The organism is Anaeromonas frigoriresistens, from assembly GCF_016820655.1.
Lineage (GTDB): Bacteria > Bacillota > Clostridia > Tissierellales > SIT17 > Anaeromonas > Anaeromonas frigoriresistens.
The window spans coordinates 62,429-84,543 of sequence record NZ_WSFT01000019.1 but is presented as its reverse complement, the minus strand read 5'-3'; the positions used below and the strand labels follow the sequence as shown (position 1 = coordinate 84,543).

General features: G+C 29.1%; 23 protein-coding genes. 18 read left to right on the top strand and 5 right to left on the bottom strand.

Annotated elements, in window-relative coordinates; translation table 11 throughout:
• Positions 1-33: 33 nt before the first annotated feature.
• Complete coding sequence (locus GOQ27_RS04125; RefSeq protein WP_203365558.1) at positions 34-1,401, bottom strand: MATE family efflux transporter; 1,368 nt, start codon at positions 1,399-1,401, stop codon at positions 34-36.
• A 179-nt stretch (positions 1,402-1,580) separates the two neighbouring features.
• On the opposite strand from GOQ27_RS04125, the gene GOQ27_RS04120 reads away from it, so the two are divergent.
• The 3 genes from GOQ27_RS04120 to GOQ27_RS04110 all read left to right on the top strand — a co-directional run bounded on the left by GOQ27_RS04120 (position 1,581) and on the right by GOQ27_RS04110 (position 3,814).
• The gene (locus GOQ27_RS04120) at positions 1,581-1,928 is read left to right on the top strand and encodes a cupin domain-containing protein (RefSeq protein WP_203365557.1); all 348 of its coding nucleotides are present in this window, start codon (positions 1,581-1,583) and stop codon (positions 1,926-1,928) included.
• A gap of 114 nt (positions 1,929-2,042) precedes the next feature.
• Positions 2,043-2,753, top strand: a complete 711-nt coding sequence (locus tag GOQ27_RS04115) for a Crp/Fnr family transcriptional regulator (RefSeq protein WP_203365556.1) — start codon at positions 2,043-2,045, stop codon at positions 2,751-2,753.
• A gap of 11 nt (positions 2,754-2,764) precedes the next feature.
• Positions 2,765-3,814, top strand: a complete 1,050-nt coding sequence (locus GOQ27_RS04110; protein ID WP_203365555.1) for a 4Fe-4S dicluster domain-containing protein — start codon at positions 2,765-2,767, stop codon at positions 3,812-3,814.
• A 22-nt stretch (positions 3,815-3,836) separates the two neighbouring features.
• On the opposite strand, the gene GOQ27_RS04105 is transcribed toward GOQ27_RS04110, so the two are convergent.
• Positions 3,837-4,670, bottom strand: coding sequence for a hypothetical protein (locus GOQ27_RS04105; RefSeq protein ID WP_203365554.1), 834 nt, complete (start codon positions 4,668-4,670; stop codon positions 3,837-3,839).
• Positions 4,657-5,088 (bottom strand): Fur family transcriptional regulator, encoded by a 432-nt coding sequence (locus tag GOQ27_RS04100; protein WP_203365553.1) that lies wholly within the window; start codon positions 5,086-5,088, stop codon positions 4,657-4,659. The genes GOQ27_RS04105 and GOQ27_RS04100 overlap by 14 nt, the downstream gene beginning before the upstream one ends.
• A 291-nt stretch (positions 5,089-5,379) precedes the next feature.
• On the opposite strand from GOQ27_RS04100, the gene GOQ27_RS04095 reads away from it, so the two are divergent.
• From GOQ27_RS04095 to GOQ27_RS04045, 11 genes are all read left to right on the top strand, one after another.
• On the top strand, positions 5,380-5,553 hold the full coding sequence (locus GOQ27_RS04095) for a hypothetical protein (protein ID WP_203365552.1): 174 nt from the start codon (positions 5,380-5,382) through the stop codon (positions 5,551-5,553).
• Between the two features lie 59 nt (positions 5,554-5,612).
• Entirely contained in the window at positions 5,613-6,143 is a 531-nt protein-coding gene (locus GOQ27_RS04090; protein ID WP_203365551.1) for a cob(I)yrinic acid a,c-diamide adenosyltransferase, read from the top strand.
• Positions 6,144-6,192: 49 nt separating this feature from the next.
• Entirely contained in the window at positions 6,193-6,513 is a 321-nt protein-coding gene (locus tag GOQ27_RS04085) for a helix-turn-helix transcriptional regulator (RefSeq protein ID WP_203365550.1), read from the top strand.
• A 122-nt stretch (positions 6,514-6,635) separates the two neighbouring features.
• Complete coding sequence (locus tag GOQ27_RS04080; protein ID WP_252187737.1) at positions 6,636-7,754, top strand: SpoIIE family protein phosphatase; 1,119 nt, start codon at positions 6,636-6,638, stop codon at positions 7,752-7,754.
• Between the two features lie 159 nt (positions 7,755-7,913).
• Positions 7,914-8,726 carry an ATP-grasp domain-containing protein gene (locus GOQ27_RS04075; protein WP_203365549.1) on the top strand — a complete coding sequence of 271 codons (813 nt, stop codon included), beginning with the start codon at positions 7,914-7,916 and terminating at the stop codon, positions 8,724-8,726.
• A gap of 83 nt (positions 8,727-8,809) precedes the next feature.
• A complete protein-coding gene (gene nadA, locus GOQ27_RS04070; protein ID WP_484477100.1) occupies positions 8,810-9,751 on the top strand; it encodes a quinolinate synthase NadA in 942 nt (313 codons plus the stop codon).
• Positions 9,752-9,768: 17 nt separating this feature from the next.
• On the top strand, positions 9,769-11,265 hold the full coding sequence (nadB, locus tag GOQ27_RS04065) for an L-aspartate oxidase (protein ID WP_203365548.1): 1,497 nt from the start codon (positions 9,769-9,771) through the stop codon (positions 11,263-11,265).
• Between the two features lie 12 nt (positions 11,266-11,277).
• A complete protein-coding gene (gene nadC, locus GOQ27_RS04060; RefSeq protein WP_203365547.1) occupies positions 11,278-12,111 on the top strand; it encodes a carboxylating nicotinate-nucleotide diphosphorylase in 834 nt (277 codons plus the stop codon).
• 101 nt (positions 12,112-12,212) lie between these two features.
• A complete protein-coding gene (locus tag GOQ27_RS04055; protein ID WP_203365546.1) occupies positions 12,213-13,556 on the top strand; it encodes a glucose-6-phosphate isomerase in 1,344 nt (447 codons plus the stop codon).
• A 136-nt stretch (positions 13,557-13,692) separates the two neighbouring features.
• A complete protein-coding gene (locus GOQ27_RS04050) occupies positions 13,693-15,201 on the top strand; it encodes an HD domain-containing phosphohydrolase (RefSeq protein ID WP_203365545.1) in 1,509 nt (502 codons plus the stop codon).
• A 157-nt stretch (positions 15,202-15,358) separates the two neighbouring features.
• Positions 15,359-17,101 carry a methyl-accepting chemotaxis protein gene (locus GOQ27_RS04045; RefSeq protein ID WP_203365544.1) on the top strand — a complete coding sequence of 581 codons (1,743 nt, stop codon included), beginning with the start codon at positions 15,359-15,361 and terminating at the stop codon, positions 17,099-17,101.
• 47 nt (positions 17,102-17,148) lie between these two features.
• Here the strand turns inward: GOQ27_RS04045 and GOQ27_RS04040 are convergent, their stop codons facing one another.
• On the bottom strand, positions 17,149-17,787 hold the full coding sequence (locus GOQ27_RS04040) for a nitroreductase family protein (RefSeq protein WP_203365543.1): 639 nt from the start codon (positions 17,785-17,787) through the stop codon (positions 17,149-17,151).
• A gap of 16 nt (positions 17,788-17,803) precedes the next feature.
• Positions 17,804-18,313 carry a ferritin family protein gene (locus GOQ27_RS04035; protein ID WP_203365542.1) on the bottom strand — a complete coding sequence of 170 codons (510 nt, stop codon included), beginning with the start codon at positions 18,311-18,313 and terminating at the stop codon, positions 17,804-17,806.
• Between the two features lie 160 nt (positions 18,314-18,473).
• Here GOQ27_RS04035 and GOQ27_RS04030 point away from each other — a divergent pair, with 160 nt between their 5' ends.
• The 4 genes from GOQ27_RS04030 (at position 18,474) to GOQ27_RS04015 (ending at position 22,046) form a co-directional block, all read left to right on the top strand.
• Positions 18,474-19,241, top strand: a complete 768-nt coding sequence (locus tag GOQ27_RS04030; protein ID WP_203365541.1) for an SDR family oxidoreductase — start codon at positions 18,474-18,476, stop codon at positions 19,239-19,241.
• A 78-nt stretch (positions 19,242-19,319) separates the two neighbouring features.
• On the top strand, positions 19,320-20,030 hold the full coding sequence (locus GOQ27_RS04025; RefSeq protein ID WP_203365540.1) for an ABC transporter permease: 711 nt from the start codon (positions 19,320-19,322) through the stop codon (positions 20,028-20,030).
• A complete protein-coding gene (locus tag GOQ27_RS04020; RefSeq protein WP_203365539.1) occupies positions 20,023-20,955 on the top strand; it encodes a glycine betaine ABC transporter substrate-binding protein in 933 nt (310 codons plus the stop codon). Before GOQ27_RS04025 ends, GOQ27_RS04020 begins: the two co-directional genes overlap by 8 nt.
• Positions 20,955-22,046, top strand: coding sequence for an ABC transporter ATP-binding protein (locus tag GOQ27_RS04015; RefSeq protein ID WP_203365538.1), 1,092 nt, complete (start codon positions 20,955-20,957; stop codon positions 22,044-22,046). Before GOQ27_RS04020 ends, GOQ27_RS04015 begins: the two co-directional genes overlap by 1 nt.
• Positions 22,047-22,115 lie beyond the last annotated feature (69 nt).

Genomic DNA, 22,115 nt, shown 5'->3' with positions numbered 1-22,115 from the left:
ATAAGATAAAGGATTGAGGTTAACCTCAATCCTTTATCTTATCTTTGGAGCTTTTTTTATGATTTTATGCTCCCATTTGCGGGATAAATATAAAATCAAACCTATTATACAGACTATAGCATTACTTAATATCATTGCATACCATACTGATCTTTCTTGAAGATTTGTAAAGTTTTTAAATAATATTATAAGAGGAATTCTAAATAACCACAGTCGAGAGGTCATCATAGACATTGCCATTATGGTATGACCGGAACCTTGGAATGTACCATTAAATATTTGGAATACTCCCATAAGAGGTAGAGAAGCTGAAATCACTCTTAAATAGAATGTGGCTTGCGTTATAACTTCCTCACTATCTGTAAATATCATTATAATTCGTCTTGCTAGAATGAATACGATTAATCCACCTATTAATAAAAATATAGTGGTTAAAATAGTACTCACTTTTACTGCTTTTCTAGCTCTTTTAATATCATCTGCTCCAAGGTTTTGACCTACTATAGTAGATAGAGCATGACCTATTCCCATGGCAGGCATCAATATTAAAGAATTAATCCTATTTCCGATAATAAAAGCAGTCAAAGTAGAAGCACCAAAGGATTTAACAAAGATATTTAGTACAGCAAATCCAAGGGCAGTGGTAGATTGACCTATGGATGAAGGTAAACCTATTGATATTATTTTTTGTAATAGAGTTTTATTTAACTTTAGATCTGACTTATGAAGTTGAATACCTTCCTTTTTTATAAATAGAGTGTATACAGCATATAATGCGAATATTCCTCTAGCTAGAACAGTTGCAATAGCTGCACCAGCTACACCTAAATTAAGTACAAATATAAATATAGGATCTAAGATTATATTTAGACCTACAGATAATGCACCAAATATCATTGGAGTATATGTATCTCCTTGACCTTGTTTAATAGAATTAAAAGCAAAGAATACAAACATAGTAGGCATACCTAAAAGTATTATCCTTAAAAATTCAACGCTAAGTCTGAACATTTCTCCCTCTGCTCCCATTGTTTTTACAATAAAAGGAGTAATAAAAAATCCGATGATTCCTAATCCTATAGAAAATATAAAGGAAAAGGATAATATCTGACCTGCAACTTTTCTAGCATCACTTTTATCATCAGAGCCAGTATATTGTGATATTAAAGCTGTTCCAGCTATTGAAACTCCTATTCCAATAGACATCATGAAAAATATGATTGGCCATACAAATCCTACTGCATTTACTTCAAGATCTCCTAGTCTGCTAACAAAATATGTATCAGTTAGATTGTATATAGTTTGTATTAAATTATTTAGCATTATGGGTCCAGATAATATTAATATTACTTTGGCCATATTGCCATTAAGTATTAAATCTCTTTTCTTAGAATAGTCCATTAAGCCCTCCCAAAATATAATAGCATTAAGAAAATTATATCAAAAATTATTTCGAGTATCAAAACAATTATTTTAAGTCAACCATTATTATGGGTATTAAACATATAAAATATGATTTACTTTTTATCTTGGTGTATAATGTAAATAAACATAAATTTATTAATGAGGAGGGATATATAATGATAGTATCTAATGAAAAGGACATTAAGGGTGTAGAAGTTAAGAATCCTGAAGTTAAAAATGCCGTAATGAAGGCCTTAATTTCACCTAAAGAAGGGTGGGATGGTCATGTAATGAGAGTTATGGAAGTTGGAGAAGAAGGTTATACTCCTAGACATAGTCATCCATGGCCTCATATAAACTATATGTTAGAGGGTAAAGGTGTGTTACACATAGATGGAGAAGATCATGAAGTGGAAGCTGGATCTTTTGCATATGTACCAGCAGATAAATTACATCAATTTAAAAATGTTGGAGAAGGTAAATTTAGATTTATCTGTATAGTACCAGAAGAAGGTCACAAATAGGATGGTTAACCATCCTATTTTTTATTTTTATGATTATATAAAATAAATATCATATGATATAATATATTTACTTAAGTTGTTATAAATATAGCTATAGAATAAGGTGGGAAAAATATGAATCAATGTAAGCAAGTCTGCAATTTATGTCAAGGTAGATATTGTGCAAGAAAAGTATCCATATTCTCAATACTTCAAGAAGAACAATTAGCTGAAGTTACAGATAAAATAAATATAAAAAAATTTAAAAAAGGTGAAATGCTTTTCTTTGAAGGAGATATTTCAGATAAATTATTTTTAATAAATAAAGGAAAGATTAAAGCTTTTAGATATACAAAGGATGGTAAGGAACAAATTATATATATCCTAGCTGAAGGGGATTTTATAGGGGATATGAGCCTTATAAAAGAGGGAGAGTTTAAGTTTAATGCTGAGGCTATGGAGGATAGTAATGTATGTATACTTACTAAGGACGATTTTGATAAGATTCTCTTAAATAATCCAGATATAGCTTTAAAGATATTAAAAGTAATCCATGAAAGAGTTGCTAATTTAGAGGATCAAATCCAGAGACTGGGAACAAAGGATATAGAGTCAAGATTAGCTGGACTACTTTTAAGCTTAATAAAAGATTTTGGAACACCAATGGATACAATAGTAGAACTAGATATACCTCTTAGTAGAGAAGATATGGCCAACTATATAGGTTCTACAAGAGAGACAGTAAGTAGAAAACTAAGTAGTCTTCAAGACGAAGGAATTATAGAACTAATTGGAAACAAAAAAATAATCATAAAAGATCTTAATGCACTGGAGAATCTAGCTTAGGGAGTGAATTTATGAAGCGAATTGATGAAAGGGATACTATGTTTTCTCGAATGAGCTTAGAAAAGGATTCTGAGGAATATAAATATTATTATAATAAAAATCCCGATAAAAAAGAAAAAGATGATAATATAAGACAAAGACCTCAGATCTGTGGAGAAGGTACAGCCACTTATGATCCAGTAAACTCTAAGATTGCTGAGGCCAATTTTAAATTTTTAAACGATATCAAGAGCTTATCAGAAGGAAATCCCGCAGAAAAGGAAGTTGATATAGATAAAGAAACTATTACAAAAAGAATAAAAGGACTTACCTTGCATTATGGTGCTAAACTTGTAGGTGTAACTAAAATGAAGGATTACCACTGGTATTCCCATAGAGGTAGGCATAAAGAGAACTATGGGAATAAAGTTGATATAAAACATCCTTACGGAATAGTATTTGCAGTCCAAATGGATAAGGAAATGTTGAATAGATCTCCCCAAGTTTCAGAAATAATAGATACATCTAGAGCCTATGTGGATGCTGCTGTGATTGGTATGCAAATATCTTATTTTATAAGAGAGTTGGGCTATGAAGCTAGAAACCATATGGATGCTAATTATCTAGCGGTACTTCCTTTAGTTGCAAAAGATGCTGGAATTGGTGATATAGGAAGAAATGGTATTCTTATAACTAAAGAATATGGACAAATGGTAAGGTTGGGTCTTGTTACTACGGAATTACCTTTATTAGAAGATGAATATGAGGATTTTGGGGTAACAGAATTCTGTAAAAGATGCAATAGGTGCATGAGAACTTGTCCAGGAAAAGCTATACCAGAGGATATGAAAAACATTGATGGTATAGAAAGATGGCAAATAAATCAAGAAGATTGCTATAATATATGGAGAAGCTTAGGAACCGATTGTGGAATATGTATTTCTAGTTGCCCATTTAGTCAGGGGATTGAAAATTTGGATGATATTAATAGTGATGAAGATATAGATGTAGCATTAAGAAAGCATGATGAAAAACATGGTATAAGACCCTATATAAGAACAGCTCCTGAATGGCTTAAATAAACTCAGAGAATATTCTCTGAGTTTATTTTTTAAAATATGATTTAGATACAATATTTTCATCTATTCTATCAACTATATCTTTATTCTTACCTAAAATATAAAATACAATTGTTGAATCATATTCTTTAAAATACTTTATATACATTCTCCCATGAAGCTTCATAATAGGATAATCTTTAGAGAGATTATTCAATTCTTTAGGGATACCATATTGTAAGTACCCATTATAATGTTTTTTGTACTTATGGACAGGAGCATTAGTTTTTATTTGAGAGTCCACCATAAGCCAATCCATAGAGTTTATATACTTAATATCTTCTTTAATTGTTTTTATATTATAATCAAATGTTACATTATTAGGAGATAGACCTATAGATGACATAACTAGATATTTTTGGTCATATTCTGGAACTTTAGATAATAAATCTATATTTATATTTTTATCTTTATCAAATCCAAAGGGAGTACTATTATCTGTTTTTATAGCATAGGCTCCATAGAAGGATGAATAATAATCAGATTTAGGATCAAAATAACTAGAGTTTTTCTTACCTAGTTTAAATCCACCGAAATTATACATTATACTTAAATCTACATCTCTATCTACATAGTATTTAAATCCTTCATTTGAATTAAAGTAAAGAACAAAAGGATAGAAACTCTCTTTATTGCTTATTTTCCCGCTAGGTATTTTAAGGGGAATATCATTAAATAATCCCGTGTTTCTATAATAGGTTTTTACTGGATACATTATGATATAACTTCTTAAAGGATAGTATATATTCGTGATAAATAATATTAATACTGTCATCAATATTATAAACACTATTTTACTAGATTTATTAATTGTCTTCATTGCATTTCTCACAGTATCCGTATAATTCAAATTTATGATCTGTAAGTTTGAAACCATCATTAGAAAATTTTTCCTTTATATTCAAAAAAGGGCAAAAGTCTACTATTTCTGTTTTACCACAGCTTTTACATATTATGTGGTGATGATGACTATCTTCACATATTATTTCGTACATAGCTTTTTTACCATCAGTATTAGTACGATGAATTACCCCTAAGTTATCAAGTACCTCAAGATTTCTATAAACTGTAGAAAAATTTGTTTTGGGATAATATTTTTTAGTTTTAATATATATATCCTCAGCACTAATGAAATGATTTTCATTATTTAATAAAACATCTAATATAGCTTCCCGTTGATTTGTGCATCTATATCCTTTATCCTTGAGAGTTTTAATAATATCTTTTTTATTAGGCATTTTATCAACTCCTTTACTTAACACTATTTTATATTATACCTTTCCCATATTCAATTAATATAAAATTAAATAAAAAAGTATTATATAGTAAAATAATGTATATAAAGGGAATATTATTTGGAAGGGTGAGAATAATGAAAATAATTTATGGAATACTTTTATTAGGTGTATTAGAATTTGGATCATATTTATATTTTAATGTTAATGATCTAAATGAGTTTTTTACTATATGATTTGTTATTAGTTTAGTTATAATGGGGGTTTTACTTTATTGAAGGTAGGGATCAAAGAATGAATCTAATAAGTGAAACTTCTACACACATACAGAATATGGGAAAGTCAGTATCAGATAAAGGAATATTTAGCGATGATAAATCGAAGAAAATATTATTAGGATGTAGTAGTTATTTAGTTCTAATACTATATGCAATTATTAATCTTATTTTTGTTATTATTACTTTATAATAGATATTTTAAGTTTAAATTAAATGGGTATAAATTATCTATCTTTAGGAGGTGTTTATATGAGAGTATATACTAAAACAGGTGATAAGGGAAAGACTAGCCTTTATGATAGTAAAAGAGTATTTAAGGATAGTATAAGAGTTGAAAGTTACGGGACAATTGATGAATTGAATTCTTATCTAGGACTAACTAAAAATTTTATAGAGGATGAAAAAACACATAAACTAATACACAATATTCAAAGAAAATTATTTGATGTAGCTGCGGAATTAGCCACAGAGGATAAATCAAAATTAAAATTAGAAATGGTAGAAGAAGATGTAAAATTCTTAGAAAGTAAAATAGATGAATATTTGGACATGGTTAAAACTCCAGACCATTTTATTATACCTGGAGCAGGAAAAGCTGCTGGATTTATGCATGTAAGTCGTACTATATGCAGAAGAGCAGAAAGGAGAATAATAAGTTTAGCTAGAGAAGCTGATGTAAATGAACATCTATTGAAATATGTTAATAGATTATCGGATTTATTATATTCCTTAGGGAGATATCTAGAAGATGAGTTTGAAGAAGTAGAATTCGATAAATAAGAATAGTTCCCCCTTTGAGCATATATAATTATTCAAAGGGGGAATTTTTATGAAAAAAACTAGTGAAATATGGAGAGATATATTACCTATATTTATTTTATCTATATTAACTAAAGGAGAAGTTCAATCAAATAGAATATATGACATTATAGAAAAAGTTTTTATAAATATAAATAGGTCTAGTGCATACTCCACAATAAATTTTATGATTATAGATGAACTAATTGAAGGCATATTTTTATATAAAGAGGATAAAGGTATAAAATATTATAGATTAACTGATAAAGGTAATAATTTATTATCTAATCATAAGGAGGATTTATTGATTATATCTAATGCTTTAGAAGTTATAATGAAATCCTATTATTGAATATAATTTAACATATAAATAATTAAATAAATATAAATAAAAATTTTTCTTATGATATAATTATATATATTGGATACGACTATTTCCTTTGAGGTCTTATTATCCGAAAAGGGGGCAATGAATTGGACAATAAAATTAAAATGTTTATGGATAAAACTAATAAAGTCCATCATAAGCTGTCCCATGATATATTAGATGGTATGGCTGATTGGGTAAGAGTAATAGATAAAAATGGAATGGTGATATATGAGAATCAAACTATGAAAAATGAGATTGGGTTTGATTCATTAGGTAAGTCATGCTATTTTTCTCTAGGGAGCTCTTGCACATGTAAAAAATGTATAACTGAAACAACTTTTGCTACGGGTGCTACATCTGAAAAGGAACAGACTATAGGGAATAGGGTTTTTTCTATAAAGAGTTCTCCTGTAAAGGATTCTGATGGAGATATATATGCTGTAGTAGAAGTGTTTAGAGATGTTACAAGAGAAAGAAACCTTGAAAGAGAAGTACTTAAAAGAAATAAAATGATGAATAAAGACCTTAAATATTCTAGAGCTATTCAAAAGAAAATTCTACCGACTAGAGGGAATTATGGATCAGTATCTATAGATTATATATATAGTCCTTCAGAAGTTCTAAGTGGGGATATGTTTGATGTGTTTAAAATTGATGATAGATATACAGGTATATATATAAGTGATGTGGTAGGCCATGGAGTAACTGCTTCTATACTTACTATATTTGTAAGGCAGACTATGAGAGCCATTATGGATATGACAACTAAGCCTTCTAAAGTATTATCTGAACTCCATAAAAGTTTCCTAGATTTAAATTTTGATGATGATAAATACTTTACAATAATATATGGTGTGTTAGACAATAAAGAAAAGACTTTTACCTATGCTAATGCTGGACATAATAGCATGCCTTTGTTTATAAATAAAGAAGGAATTCATATATTAGAGAACTCAGGATATCCTATATGCTATTTATTTGATAAGATAGAGTATGAAGAAAAAACAATAAATGTAGAAAAAGATAATAAAATATTATTCTACACAGATGGAATTATAGAGCTTAGAAATAGATTTGGAGAAGAATTTGGGATTGATAGGCTACAAAAAAGCATAGAAGATAAAAAATGTAATATTATTGAATCTATTCAACACGCAATGGATGAGTTCCATTATGATGTGCCTCAAGATGATATAGCCTTATTACAGGTTAGCATAAATTAATAATAAATATTATGTTATTGAAACATTATAAAGAAGGATGGCTAATTAGAGTCATCTTTTTTATTACATAAAAAAATGTAATAAATGTGATATTGACAACTGGTTGAAGACTCTATAATATATTTACATGCTTAAGAAAATAGAGAAGAGGTATGCAAAATGAAGATCATATCCTTTAACCCATTTAGAACTATCGGTATGAAAGATATAACTTATATTAAGCCTGAAAATATGTTTAGAGAAATAGATAAAATTAAAGATGCTGACTACATCTTGTTTCCTGAATATTGGCAAGTTAATTCACTAGTGTATGGACTTAACAAAAAAATTTTTCCAAATATAAGTACTTTTCACTTAGGACACAATAAAGTGGAGATGACAAGAGCCCTTATGGCAACATATCCTAAGAATGTACCTTATACGAGAATTATGGGTAAAAACAGTTCCACAGTTGATATTATTGAAGAAGAATTTGGATATCCTGTAGTAGCTAAAGAAATAAAGAATTCTATGGGACAAGGTGTATATCTTATTAAAGATAAATATGAATTAAATAAATATCTTGAAAATAATGATACTTTATATATACAAGAGTACTTACCTATTGATAGAGATTTAAGAGTAGTTTATGTAGGGAATAAAGTGATATCTGCTTATTGGAGGATTGCTGAAAAAGGCAACTTTCATAATAATATAGCTCAAGGGGGTAGTTATTCTTTTGATAATATACCATTGCCTGCTGTAGATTTAGTAGATAGGGTAGCGAAAACCTTAGGGATAAACCATGCAGGTTTTGATGTGATTGAAGTTGAAGGAGAATATTATATATTAGAATTTAATGTATTATTTGGTAATGAAGGTCTTAAGCATCTGGGAATTAGGCCTGAAGAATATATATATAATTATATAAAAGAAGATACTGATCCTAATAAACCAACATATCCTGGAGTAGGAAGAAAAGTTATAGCATAATAACTTTTCTTTTTTTTGTCTATTTTTTGTTTGATTCCATAAAAATTAAGTGTTATACTCTTACTGTACAGGTGTAAAGACAGATGTTAAGCATGGATATGGAAAGGGGCATCATAATGACAAATCAGTGGATGGTTAATGAAATAAATAAAATAAAAAAAGAAAAAAAAGCTTTAATTTTAGCTCATAATTATCAGATACCTGAAGTTCAGGAAGTAGCAGATATAGTAGGAGATTCGTTAGCCCTAAGCAAAGCTGCAGCTGAAGCAAAAGAAGAGATCATAGTATTTTGTGGTGTACACTTTATGGCAGAAAGTGCTAAAATATTATCTCCTGAAAAGAAAATATTACTTCCTGCAATAGATGCAGGATGTCCTATGGCAGATATGGTTACAGCATATAAGCTTAAAGAATATAAAAAAAACAACCCCAATACAGCAATAGTATGCTATGTAAATTCTTCTGCTGAGGTAAAGGCAGAAAGTGATGTTTGTTGCACTTCATCTAATGCTTTAAAGGTAGTAAACAGTTTAGAGGAAGATAAGATAATGTTTGTTCCAGATAAAAATTTAGGTAATTTTATTAAAGGAAAGGTTAAAGATAAAGAGGTTGAAGTATGGCCAGGATTTTGTATAACCCATCATAGAGTTAAAGGATTAGAAATAGATAGGATTAGAGAGGCTCAACCTGATGCAGAGATATTAGTGCATCCTGAATGTAACAAAGAAGTAGTAGAGAAAGCAGATTTTATTGGAAGTACTTCTCAAATTATAAATTATGCAAGGAAGTCTAATAACAAAAAGTTCATAATTGGAACAGAGATGGGAGTACTTCATAAATTAGAAAAAGAAAATCCTGATAAGAAATTCTATTTATTATCTCCAGGTCTTATATGTACTAATATGAAAAAGACTAGTTTAGAGGATGTATATAATGCTTTAAAAGAAGAAAAAAATAGTGTTTTAATTGAAGAAGATATAAGAAAAAAGGCTTTAAAACCTCTGAATAGAATGTTAAGTTTATAAAATTGAGGTGAGAGAAAATGAAAGATATCAGACAACCGGATATAGTAGTAATCGGTAGTGGAATATCAGGATTATATACTGCTATAAATATTGATAATAGTTTAAATGTTTTAGTTTTATCAAAAGGCACAATTGAAAATACAAATTCAATTTTAGCTCAAGGTGGTATTGCTGCTTGTTTAAACAAAGAACATGATTTTAAATTATACACTAATGACACCATAGTAGCAGGATCTAAACGAAATAATATGGATGCCTTGAAAACTATGATACTAGAATCTAAGAATAATATAGATATACTTATAGATTTAGGTGTTGAATTTGATAAATATAAAAATAATGAATTAAAAACTACTTTAGAAGGTGGACATAGTAGCCGTAGGATTCTTCATGCAGGTGGGGATGCTACTGGAAAAGAGGTTATATATGCTCTTAGGAATAAGATAGAAAATAAATCTAATATTGATTTATTACATAATTCTATGGTCATTGATATAAAAAAGGAAAGTAACTATTTTTCTTTAGAACTGATAACAAATGATAAATTCATAAAGCTTACTACCTCAGCTGTAGTTATTGCTACTGGGGGTATAGGTGGAATATATAAGAATAGTACTAATCCTCGAATAGCCACTGGAGATGGTATTGCATTAGCTTATAGGTTAGGTTGTGAATTAGATGATCTAGAGTATATTCAATTTCATCCTACTGCCTTTTATAGTGAAGAAGTTGGAGAAAAATTTTTGATTTCTGAAGCAGTCAGGGGCGAAGGGGCTTATTTAAGAAATAGTAATGGAGAAAGATTTATGTTAGATATTCATTCTAGAGCAGAGTTGGCACCTCGAGATATAGTTTCTAGAGGTATTTTTAATGAGATGAAGAAAAATAATATTTCCCATGTCTTTTTAGATATCACCCATAAAGATAAGAATTATCTAATTAACAGATTTCCTACTATATATAATAAATGTTTAGCTGAAGGAATAGATATGGCAAAAGATTTTATTCCTGTAGTCCCCGTAGAGCATTATTTTATAGGAGGAATAAAGACTGATGTAGAAGGAAAGACAAATGTTAAAGGGATTTATGCTTGTGGAGAATGCGCAAATACAGGAGTACATGGAGCTAATAGATTAGCTAGTAACTCATTATTAGAATGTATAGTTTTTGGGATGAAAGTTGCTAATCATCTAAATCTTAACTTTAATAGGGTACCACTAAGTAAGAGTATCTCTGTAAAGAATATAAAAGAAAATATAGAAGATTATGAAGTAGAAACTACAAAAAACAACATAAGAGAGACTATGGATAAGTATGTAGGTATAATGAGAAGTAAAAATAATTTATACAAAGCTAAAGATACGATTAAAGAGATATTAAATGAAGTGAAAAAAACTAATATAAAAAACAAAGAATATAAGGAATTAGAAAATATGGCTTTGATAGCAGATTTAATTGTAAAAAGCTGTATAAACAATAAGGAAAGTATAGGATGCCATTATAGAATAAATTAAGGGGGAGATGCTATGTTAAGCTATAAAATAAAAGAAATCATTAAAGAAGCTTTATTAGAAGATATGAATAATGGAGATATAACTACTGATAATTTAGTTGATGAAAATAGTAGGACTAAAGCAGAAATTAAAGTGAAGGAAGATGGAGTTATTGCAGGGGTAGATATCGCTAAAGAGGTATTTAAGTATTTAGATAAAAATATATCTTTTGAGAAAAAAAGAGCTGATGGGGATAAGGTAACGAAAGATACAGTTATAGCTACATTAGAAGGAAGTACAAGAGCTATATTATCAGCAGAAAGAACTGCATTAAATATATTGCAACGGTTATCTGGGATAGCTACTAAAACATCAATCTTTGTTGAGAAGGTAAATGGTTATAATTGTAGAGTGGTAGATACTAGAAAGACTACTCCTGGATTAAGAATGCTAGAAAAATATGCAGTAAGAGTAGGTGGAGGACATAATCATAGATTTAATCTATCAGATTCAGTTATGATTAAAGATAATCATATTAAGGCTGCTGGAGGAATAGAGGAAGCAGTAAATATAATTAAGGCTAAAATACCTCATACTATAAAGGTAGAAGTTGAAGTAGAAGATCTAAATCAATTAAATGAAGCTCTTAAATCAGGTGCTGATATTATAATGTTGGATAATATGGAGTGTGAAGACATGAAGAAAGCAGTATCAATAAATAAAGGTAGAGCTATATTAGAAGCTTCTGGGAATATAGAGTTAGATACAATAGAAAGAGTAGCTCAAACTGGAGTGGATATTATCTCTTCTGGAGGACTAACTCACTCTGTAAAGGCTTTAGATATTAGTTTAAATATTGTATACTAAAAGATGACTATTATAGTCATCTTTTTTAATTATATAATAGTTAAAGTGGTATAATTATAATAGTGAGATACATAATGATACTAAATTTAAGGAGGAAAGAAATGGACAATATTACACTTAATTATTCTAATACTTCAATAACAGAAGAAGAAATACAAGGAATAAAACCATTAATTGAAAAGTCCCATGAATTATTACATGAAGGAAATGGATTGGGGCGTGATTATTTAGGGTGGATTGATTATCCTATTAATTATGATAAAGAAGAATTTAGTAGAATAAAGAAAGCAGCAGATAGAATAAAGAATGACTCTGATGTTTTTATTGTAATAGGTATCGGAGGATCATATTTAGGAGCTAGAGCAGCAATAGAAGCTTTAGGTCATTCTTTTTATAATAGTTTAAGTAAAGAAGATAGAAATACTCCTGAAATTTATTTTGTAGGCAATAATATAAGTGGAAGATATATGAAACAGTTATTAGATGTAATTAAAAATAAGGATGTAAGTATTAATGTTATATCAAAGTCTGGAACTACTACAGAACCAGCCTTAGCTTTTAGAGTGCTTAGAAAATACCTAGAAAATAAATATGGCGAGGAAGCAAAGAATAGAATATATGCTACCACAGATTCATCAAAGGGTGCTTTAAGAAAGTTAGCTGATGAAGAGGGCTATGATACATTTATTATTCCTGATGATATAGGTGGTAGATTCTCTATATTTACTCCTGTAGGTCTATTACCTATAGCTGTTGCGGGGTTAGATATAGATGATATGATGAAAGGTGCAAAGGATGCTAGAGAAGAATATAGTAAAAAAGAATTAGATAAAAATATGGCATCTAAATATGCAGCTGTGAGAAATATTTTATATAACAGAGGCAAAGAAATAGAAATTTTAGTAAATTATGAGCCTTCATTACACTTTGTGTCAGAGTGGTGGAAACAATTATATGGAGAGAGCGAAGGAAAAGATGGAAAGGGGATTTTTCCTGCGGCTGTGGACTTTTCTACTGATTTACATTCTATGGGACAATATATTCAAGAAGGAAGAAGACATATATTTGAGACAGTTCTAAATATAGATAATCCATATATTGATATGGATATAGAAGAAGATGATAAGAATTTAGATGGACTTAATTATTTAGCAGGAAAAACTATGGACTTTGTTAACAAAAAAGCTTTTGAAGGTACTTTATTAGCTCATATAGATGGAGGAGTGCCTAATTTAGTTATCAATATTCCAGAAATGAATGAATATTATTTTGGTAATCTTATTTATTTCTTTGAAAAGGCATGTGGTGTAAGTGGATACAGTTTAGGTGTCAATCCATTTAATCAACCGGGAGTAGAAGCATATAAAAAGAATATGTTTGCTTTATTAGGAAAACCTGGATATGAAGAATTAGGAGAAGAATTAAATAAAAGAATAAAAGAATAAAAGAATAAATAAATACTTTCCCTTAAGGGAGAGTATTTATTTATGAAAAAATTATAACAATTCAGAAAATAATTTGTATATAATAGAGGTTTTGTTATAGAATAATCTTGTCCGATAAATTACAGGGGGAGAATAAATGACGGTAAGAAAATTAATAAATACTAGCCTATCTATTATTTTTATAATTACTTTTATAATTATTACATCAACTTATAGGATGTCTATAAATAGTAGAAGAGAAGTAATGGATGCTAACACGTATTGTATAATGGCAATAATATTTTTTATATTTTTTATTATAATATTTATTTTAATTAACTATTTACTCAATGAACGCTTATTAAAACCATTAGAAGAATTAAATCAGTTTGCATCTAGTATTGAAAAGGATAATTTTCAAAGCTATGAGTTTAAAAACTTGATAAATAATAAGGGAGAAGTTAAGGAGTTACAAAATTTTAAAGGGAAGTTTTATGTATTATTAGAAAATTTAAGAATTAATGAAGAAGAGATAACAGCTCAAAATGAAATGCTAGATAAATCTAATAAAGAAGTAAAAGTACTATCTAATAGATTAGAAGAAATTATGGATTCTTTCATTGAAGTGTATAAATTGAGAAAAGATGAGTTCATAAAAAGGTCTTTTGAATCTATCTTTACCTTAATAGAAGAAGCAGATAAGGGTACTCTGTTTGAACTTAGAGATGAGTATTATTATCCTATAGAGAGTAAAGGTTATAATGTAGATATACTTAATAAGCTTAAGTTTAAAAAGGGAGAAACCTTTATAGATGCAAAGGATGTAGATTCTAAAAAGGTTAATTCATACATAGATCATCTAACTAAAGACAGCAACAAAGCTTTACCAGAAACTACTATAGAGCTATTAAATGAATTAGGAACTAATACTGAATTTGATACTCTTTATGCACCAATTATATCAGAAGGTAATATTATAGGTATGATTTCATTGGACAGTTTTAGTCTACCTACTTTTTCTGAGGACTCTAGAAAAATTTTAAGATATTATGCTCAATTAATATCAGAATTTTATAGTCAGGCTATTCAAAAGGACAAATTACATAATACTTATTTAGAGACAGTTAAAGCTTTAGTATCAGCAATAGAACTTAAAGATAAATATACAAAGGGTCATGGAGATAGGGTGAGAGAATATAGTATAGAAATAGCTAAAGCATGTGGATTAGAAGAAGAAAAAATTAAGAATATAGATATTGCTGCATTACTTCATGATGTGGGCAAAATTGGAATACCAGGGAAAATATTAAATAAACCTGATAAGCTTAATTATATTGAATATGAGGTTATAAAGAAGCACCCTGAATTCTCAAAACAAATTATTGAAAAGATTTCTGGACTTTCTCATATAGTTGATGTGATTCATTTGCATCATGAACATTATGATGGCAATGGATATCCCTTTGGGTTAAAGGAATCTGAGATTCCTATAGAATCTCAAATAATACAATTGGCAGATGCTTTTGATGCTATGACTAGCGATAGATCCTATAGAAAAGCTATGAATAAAGAAAAAGCTATAAACATAATAAAATCTGAAAGTGGTAAACAATTTCATCCTGTTGTATCTGATATTGCAATTAAAGAAGTATTTAATAAAATATAGCTATCCAATTTGGATAGCTATATTTTTGTTATATTGAAAAATAAATGAATGTGTTAGATTAACATCCAAAAATAACCAGAAAAAAATTTGTCGCAATAGAAGGAAATTAGGAAAAATTTGTCGAAAGAGTATAGTAATAAATGTATGGGGGGATTTCATGAAAAGTATAAAAACTAAAATCATTATTTACTTTTGTGCAGTTACACTTATGACCACAACAATAATTAGTTTTCTAGGCTATAGAAAAAGCGTAAGTGGAATGCAAGAACTACAGGACTCACTTTTAAATGAAAAGTTAGAAGGAGATATTTCATCTGCTAACGTATATTTAAATAATTACTTTGGTAATTTAAGGTATGATGATGGATTACTATTAGATCAAAAAGGACAAAGTATTGAGAATAAGAATGATATGGTAGATGACATATTAAAGAACATGGGTGCCTTAGCAACTGTGTTTGTTAAGGATGGAGATGATTTTAAAAGAATTACCACCAACATTATTGATAAGGATGGAAATAGAGCTGTAGGTACTTACCTAGGTAAAGAAAGTAATGCTTATACTGACATGATAAATGGAGATCAATTTATTGGAAAAGCAAATATTTTAGATAAACCCTATTTAACTGCATATAAGCCTCTGATAGATAAGTCTGGAGAAATAATAGGTATTCTTTTTGTTGGTGTTTCAGAAGATAAGGCGTATAGTTTAGTTAGTAAATATTTAAGTGAGTTAAGAAGTACTTTTATTATCATAACCTTGGCAGGTATGATTTTAGCTGTTATTATTGCTTATATAATGTCTAAGAGAATTGCAGTTCCAATTGTTAACCTTTCTAAAGATATAGAGACCCTCTCTAATTATGATATATCTTTAGGTGAAGAAAGAGAAACATCAAAGTACTTAAAAAGAAAAGATGAAATAGGAGTAATAACCAGGTCATTAGAAACTATGCAGAAAAATTTCATTTCATTGATTAAAAATATTAACAATAATTCTCAACAGGTAGCATCAGCTTCTAATGAATTAACTATAACTAGTCAGCAGTCCTCTGTGGCGGCGGAGGAAATAGGTAGAACAGTGGAAGAAATAGCAATGGGAGCTACGGATCAAGCTAAGGAAACTGAAGAAGGAGCTTCTCATATTAATAAATTAGGACAATTGATTGAAAAGGATCAAAAGTTAGTAGATGAGCTTAATATTTCTACTATTGAAGTAGATAAACTAAAAAATGAGGGATCTGAAATATTAAATGATCTTGTAGAACAAAATAATCAAAATAACATAGCTGTAGAAGAAGTCCATGAAATAATAATAAATACTAATAAAAGTGCAGGCAAAATAGAAAATGCCAGTCAAATGATTAGAAATATAGCAGAGCAAACAAATTTACTTGCATTAAATGCAGCTATTGAGGCAGCTAGAGCAGGAGAGTCCGGCAGAGGATTTGCTGTAGTGGCGGAAGAAATTAGAAAGTTAGCTGAACAATCCAATGAATTCACAAAAGAGATTACTGATATTATTAATAATTTAGCAAAGGAAACAACATATGCTGTAAATAAGATGGAAGAAGTTAATAAATTAATGAATTCTCAATCAGAAAGTGTAAAGTTTACCAATACCAAATTTGAAGGAATTGATAATGCTATTGAAAAAATGAAAATAGTAATAAAAAATATTAATCAATCAGGAAATGACATGGAATCTAAAAAGGATGAAATTATAAATATAATTGAAAATTTATCTGCTATTTCAGAAGAAAATGCTGCTTCAACAGAAGAAGTATCTGCATCTGTAGAAGAACAAACTGCATCGATGGAAGAGCTTGCTAATGCTAGTGAAGCCTTATCTAAAATAGCCAATGAAATGAAGATTAGTATAAGTAAATTCAAGTATTAGTTTTTATAATAAAAAGGATTGCAAATTATAATTTGCAATCCTTTTTATTATTCTATTATTGTTAGTACATCTTCTACTGGTTTTCTAGGAGGACTTTTTATATCTTCATCAACCGGTACTCCTATAGGAGTCATGGCTGCCAAGAAATAACCATCCTTTTCAAAACCAATATACTCTGTTATTTCTTCCTTAGCATATAAAGGACCTGTCATCCAGCAAGTACCATATCCCATTTGGGCTGATGCTAGTTGTAAATTTTCCATAGCAGCGGCTATATTTTGTACCCCTGGTGAAGGTTTAAGGAGATTATCTATTTCCTCCCTGGAAGCTCCTTTAGCTTGTAATGCCTTATAACCTGCTGGTATATAAGAACCAGCATATACTAGTATAAGAACTGGAGCATTTTTAAATATAGTATGATACTTTAGAAATTTTGTTAATTTCTTTTTTTCATCTTCATTATCTAAGTATGAAGCTAGCGCATCATTTTTTTTCTCTACTATTTTGGCTATTTGATTAATTTTTTGTTTATCCTTTATAACTATGAAATGCCAATTTTGTAGATTTTTACCTGATGGTGCTTGGGTAGCTGCTTGAATCAATGTTTTGATAGCTTCATTACTTATAACTTCATCAGTGAATTTTCTTACACTTTTTCTTTTGTAAATGAAATCTAAGTTTGTCAAAATGATACCTCCTTAATTAGAATGGATAGAAATTTTGATCAAACCAGCTTTCCTCCATAAATCCTTTGAATTCATTGTAGAAATATTCTCTATGCTTATCTTCCCATTCAGCTAGAGTCTTAAGTAAGTTTTTAGCTTGTTCATTATCGGCTTTTTTGATGGCATCTCTATAATAATTAGCAAAATCATTTTCTATAAGGTAAGCCATTCTCATGATAGCCATATCAGAGAAATTAGAGTCAAGGTTTTCTTCTGTCATCTTATCTTTTTCTTCTTCTAAAACTTTTTGAAATATTTCTTCTCCAGAGGAAAGTTCAAGGTCTGTAGAACTCCAGTTTTTATTAGATTCTAATCCATCATAATGCTTCTTTAAAATATTATAATGCTCTTCCTCTACTTCTGCAAGGTTTGCAAAAACTTTCTTTGCTTTTTCGTTTTGGATTTCATCTTTATACTTTAGATAAAACATCTTTCCTTGTCTTTCCATTTCCATAGCATACTTTAATATTTGTAAAGTATTATCCATAATATATTACCTCCTAAAAAATTTTATAATATTTAGTTAATTATCTATTTACCCCTGGGGTTATTTACGAAACAAGTTATTAGTATGAAATCTATTTATGAGTCTAAACTTGTAATGTGGGTAATTAAATAATAATAATATATTTGTTAGGAGGGATAAAATGAGATTTAAAGATATGGTAGTCCTTGTTACGGGGGGAGCTCAAGGAATAGGTATGAATACCACTTATGCTTTTGGTAAAGAAGGGGCAAAAGTATATTTTATTGATGTGGATGAAGAGGCAGGAAGAGAACATTTAGAATATTTATTAAAAGAGGGAATCCCAGCTGTGTTTTATGAAGCAGATGTTTCAAACGAGAAAGATGTAAGGGAGATAATTGAAGATATAGTGGCTAAAGAAGGGGTTATTGATATATTGGTAAATAATGCTGCCATAATAGACAGAAAATCTATTTTAGATAGGAGTGTTAAAGAATGGGAGAGGATTATATCGGTTAATCTAACAGGACCATACATATGTAGTAGATATACTATACCCCATATGAATGAGGGTGGGAGTATAGTGAATATATCATCTACAAGAGCATTGATGTCTGAAAAAAATACCGAACCTTATTCAGCATCAAAGGGAGGTATAAAAGCATTAACTCATTCTTTAGCTGTAAGTTTAAGTGAAAAGAAAATTAGAGTGAATTGTATAAGTCCTGGATGGATAGATGTATCTTCGTGGAAAAAGAAAGATGAAAGAGAACAAGAAGAATTAACAGAACAAGATCATAAACAACATCCTGTTAATAGAGTAGGAATTCCAAAAGATATTTCAGAAGGTATAATGTATTTATGTGATAATGAAAAAGCAGGATTTATAACTGGACAAAATATTACTATTGATGGAGGAATGACAGTGAAAATGATTTATGAAGAATAAATCATTAAAGAATTGATACTGATTATAAAAATAAATTAAGGGGTATAGGAAGATTATAAAAATTGATGGGGGTGAAATATGGAATTTTTAAATTCTTTAACTGAGATTCCAGTATTGGGCTTAATTTCTCGATTAATAATTACATATATTGAAAGAAGAGATTATTTTTTAGAAATAACATTAGAGCATATAAATATCTCATTAATAGCTATCTTATGTATATTTTTTATAGGAGTACCTTTAGGCATATTAATATCAAGATATAGGAAATTAGCACCTTTTGTGATTAGTTTTACTAACTTTTTATATACAATACCTGTTATAGCCTTTTTTGGAATAATGGTATCAATTATTGGATTGGGTACAACTAATGCTATTTTGGCTTTAATAATATATGGATTATTACCAGTTGTTAGAAATACTTATGTTGGCATTACTGAAGTAGATAAATCTATTATAGAAGCTGCCCAAGGAATGGGAAGTACAAGATTTCAGTTACTATTTAATATTCAACTTCCCTTAGCTCTGCCTGTTATTATAGCTGGACTTAGAACTATGATAGTTATGACTATAGCTATGACAGCTATAGCTGCATTTATTGGAGCAGGGGGTATAGGTACAGCGATTTGGAGAGGTATATCCACATATAATACAGACTTATTATTCGCAGGTAGTATATTGGTTGCTTTATTAGCTATTATTGCTGATAGAATATTAGAATTTATTGAAAAGATAGTTATTAAAAAAGTACAAGGGAAAAATATAAAAGGAGGAAATATAAATGTATAAGAAAATAGGAATATTATTAATAGTATTATTTTTAGTTATGGGTATAGTTAGCGGTTGTGGTAATGATGACACAGAAAATACTACAGAAGAAACTTCAGCAAAAAATGAAGATAAAAGTATAACTATAGGAACTAAACCAATGACAGAACAATATATAATAGGAGAAATGATAAAACTATTAGTAGAAGAAAACACGGATATAAATGTAGAAATGAAAACTGGCATAGCAGGTGGAACTAGTAATCTACATCCAGCATTAACATCAGGAGAAATAGATCTTTATCCTGAATATACTGGAACCGGCTGGATGTTTGTACTGAAAAATGATTTAATAGAAGATCCTGATGAAATGTATGAAGAAACAAAGAAAGCATATGAGGAAGAATTTGATGTTATTTGGTTAGACCAATATGGGTTTAATAATACATATACTTTAGCTATTGATGGAGAAAAAGCTAAAGAATTAAATATTAAAACTTATTCAGATTTGGCTAATAAAAGTGATGAGTTAACCTTTGGTGCTGAGTATGATTTCTATGAAAGAGATGATGGTTATAATGAATTAGTAGAAGAATATGGATTAAACTTTAAGAATACTAAAGAAATGGACATAGGTTTAAAGTATAAGGCTATAGAATCAAAAGAAGTAGATGTAATAAATGCTTTTTCTACAGATGGCTTATTAGATGAATACAAACTAAAAGTATTAGAAGATGATAAGAATTTCTTTCCATCTTACTATGCTACAACTATAGTAAGGAAAGAAACCTTAGATAAATATCCAGAATTAAAAGAAGTACTTAATAAATTAGGTGGACAAATAAGTGAAGAGGAAATAAGAAAGTTAAATAATAAAGTAGAGGGAAAAAATGAAGAGCCTAAAGATGTAGCTGAAGAATTCCTTAAAGAGAAGGGGTTATTATAGTGGCAATTGTAGAATTTAAAAATATTTCTAAGGATTATGGAGATGGAAAATTAGCTGTAGATGATCTTAATCTTCAAATAAATGAAGGAGACTTTGTAACACTTATAGGTCCTTCTGGTTGTGGGAAAACCACTACTCTTAAATTTATTAATGGGCTAATAGAACCTTCTGCTGGAGAGATATATGTTGAAGGCAAAGAACTATCTAAGTGGAATAAAATAGAGTTAAGAAGAAAAATAGGCTATGTAATCCAACAAGTTGGTTTATTTCCTCACCTTAGTATACAAGATAATATAACTTATGTACTTAAGATTAAAGGGATAGATAAAACTAACAGAAAGAAAAGGGCAGAAGAACTAATAGAGTTGGTAGGGCTTAATAAAGATCATCTTAGCAAATACCCTAGAGAATTAAGTGGTGGCCAACAACAGAGGGTGGGAGTAGCAAGGGCTTTAGCTGCAGATCCTCCTATAATCCTTATGGATGAGCCATTTGGAGCTATTGATGAGATTACCAGAAAGAAACTTCAAGATGAGCTTATAATGATACATAAAAAACTAAATAAAACAATAGTGTTTGTTACCCATGATATTCATGAAGCAATGAAGCTTGGAAATAGAATTGTATTATTAAAAGAAGGCAAGCTTATTACTGCAGGAAGTAGAGAAGATATATTCTTTAATCAAGAAAATAACTATCTTAATAAATTTTTTGGCATTAAAAGTTTTACTTCCTATGTAGGAGTAACTGGGGTTAAAGGAGCAATAAATAAAGTCTATCCTGTTATCAAAATCAATGAAGACAAGGATATATTAAAACAAATAAATTATAAAGAAATAGAATATATACCTGTAATTGACGAAAAAAATAAGTATATTGGAGTTTATGATATGAAAAGTCAACCTGTATTTGATGAAAACAATATTATTCCTATGGAATCTATAAACGAAGATAAAACTATAATGGAAGCTTTGGAGATGCAGTTTAGAACAGGAAATACTATGTTACCCGTAACAAATAATAAAAATAAATATATGGGTGTTTTTAAAGCAAATGAGGCCTATAACAGCATGATAAATAAAGCTAACTAAAAGTATTAGATTGTAATTAGAAAAAATATAGTGAAAAGTTATTCTATAATAGACTAGGGTATATACATT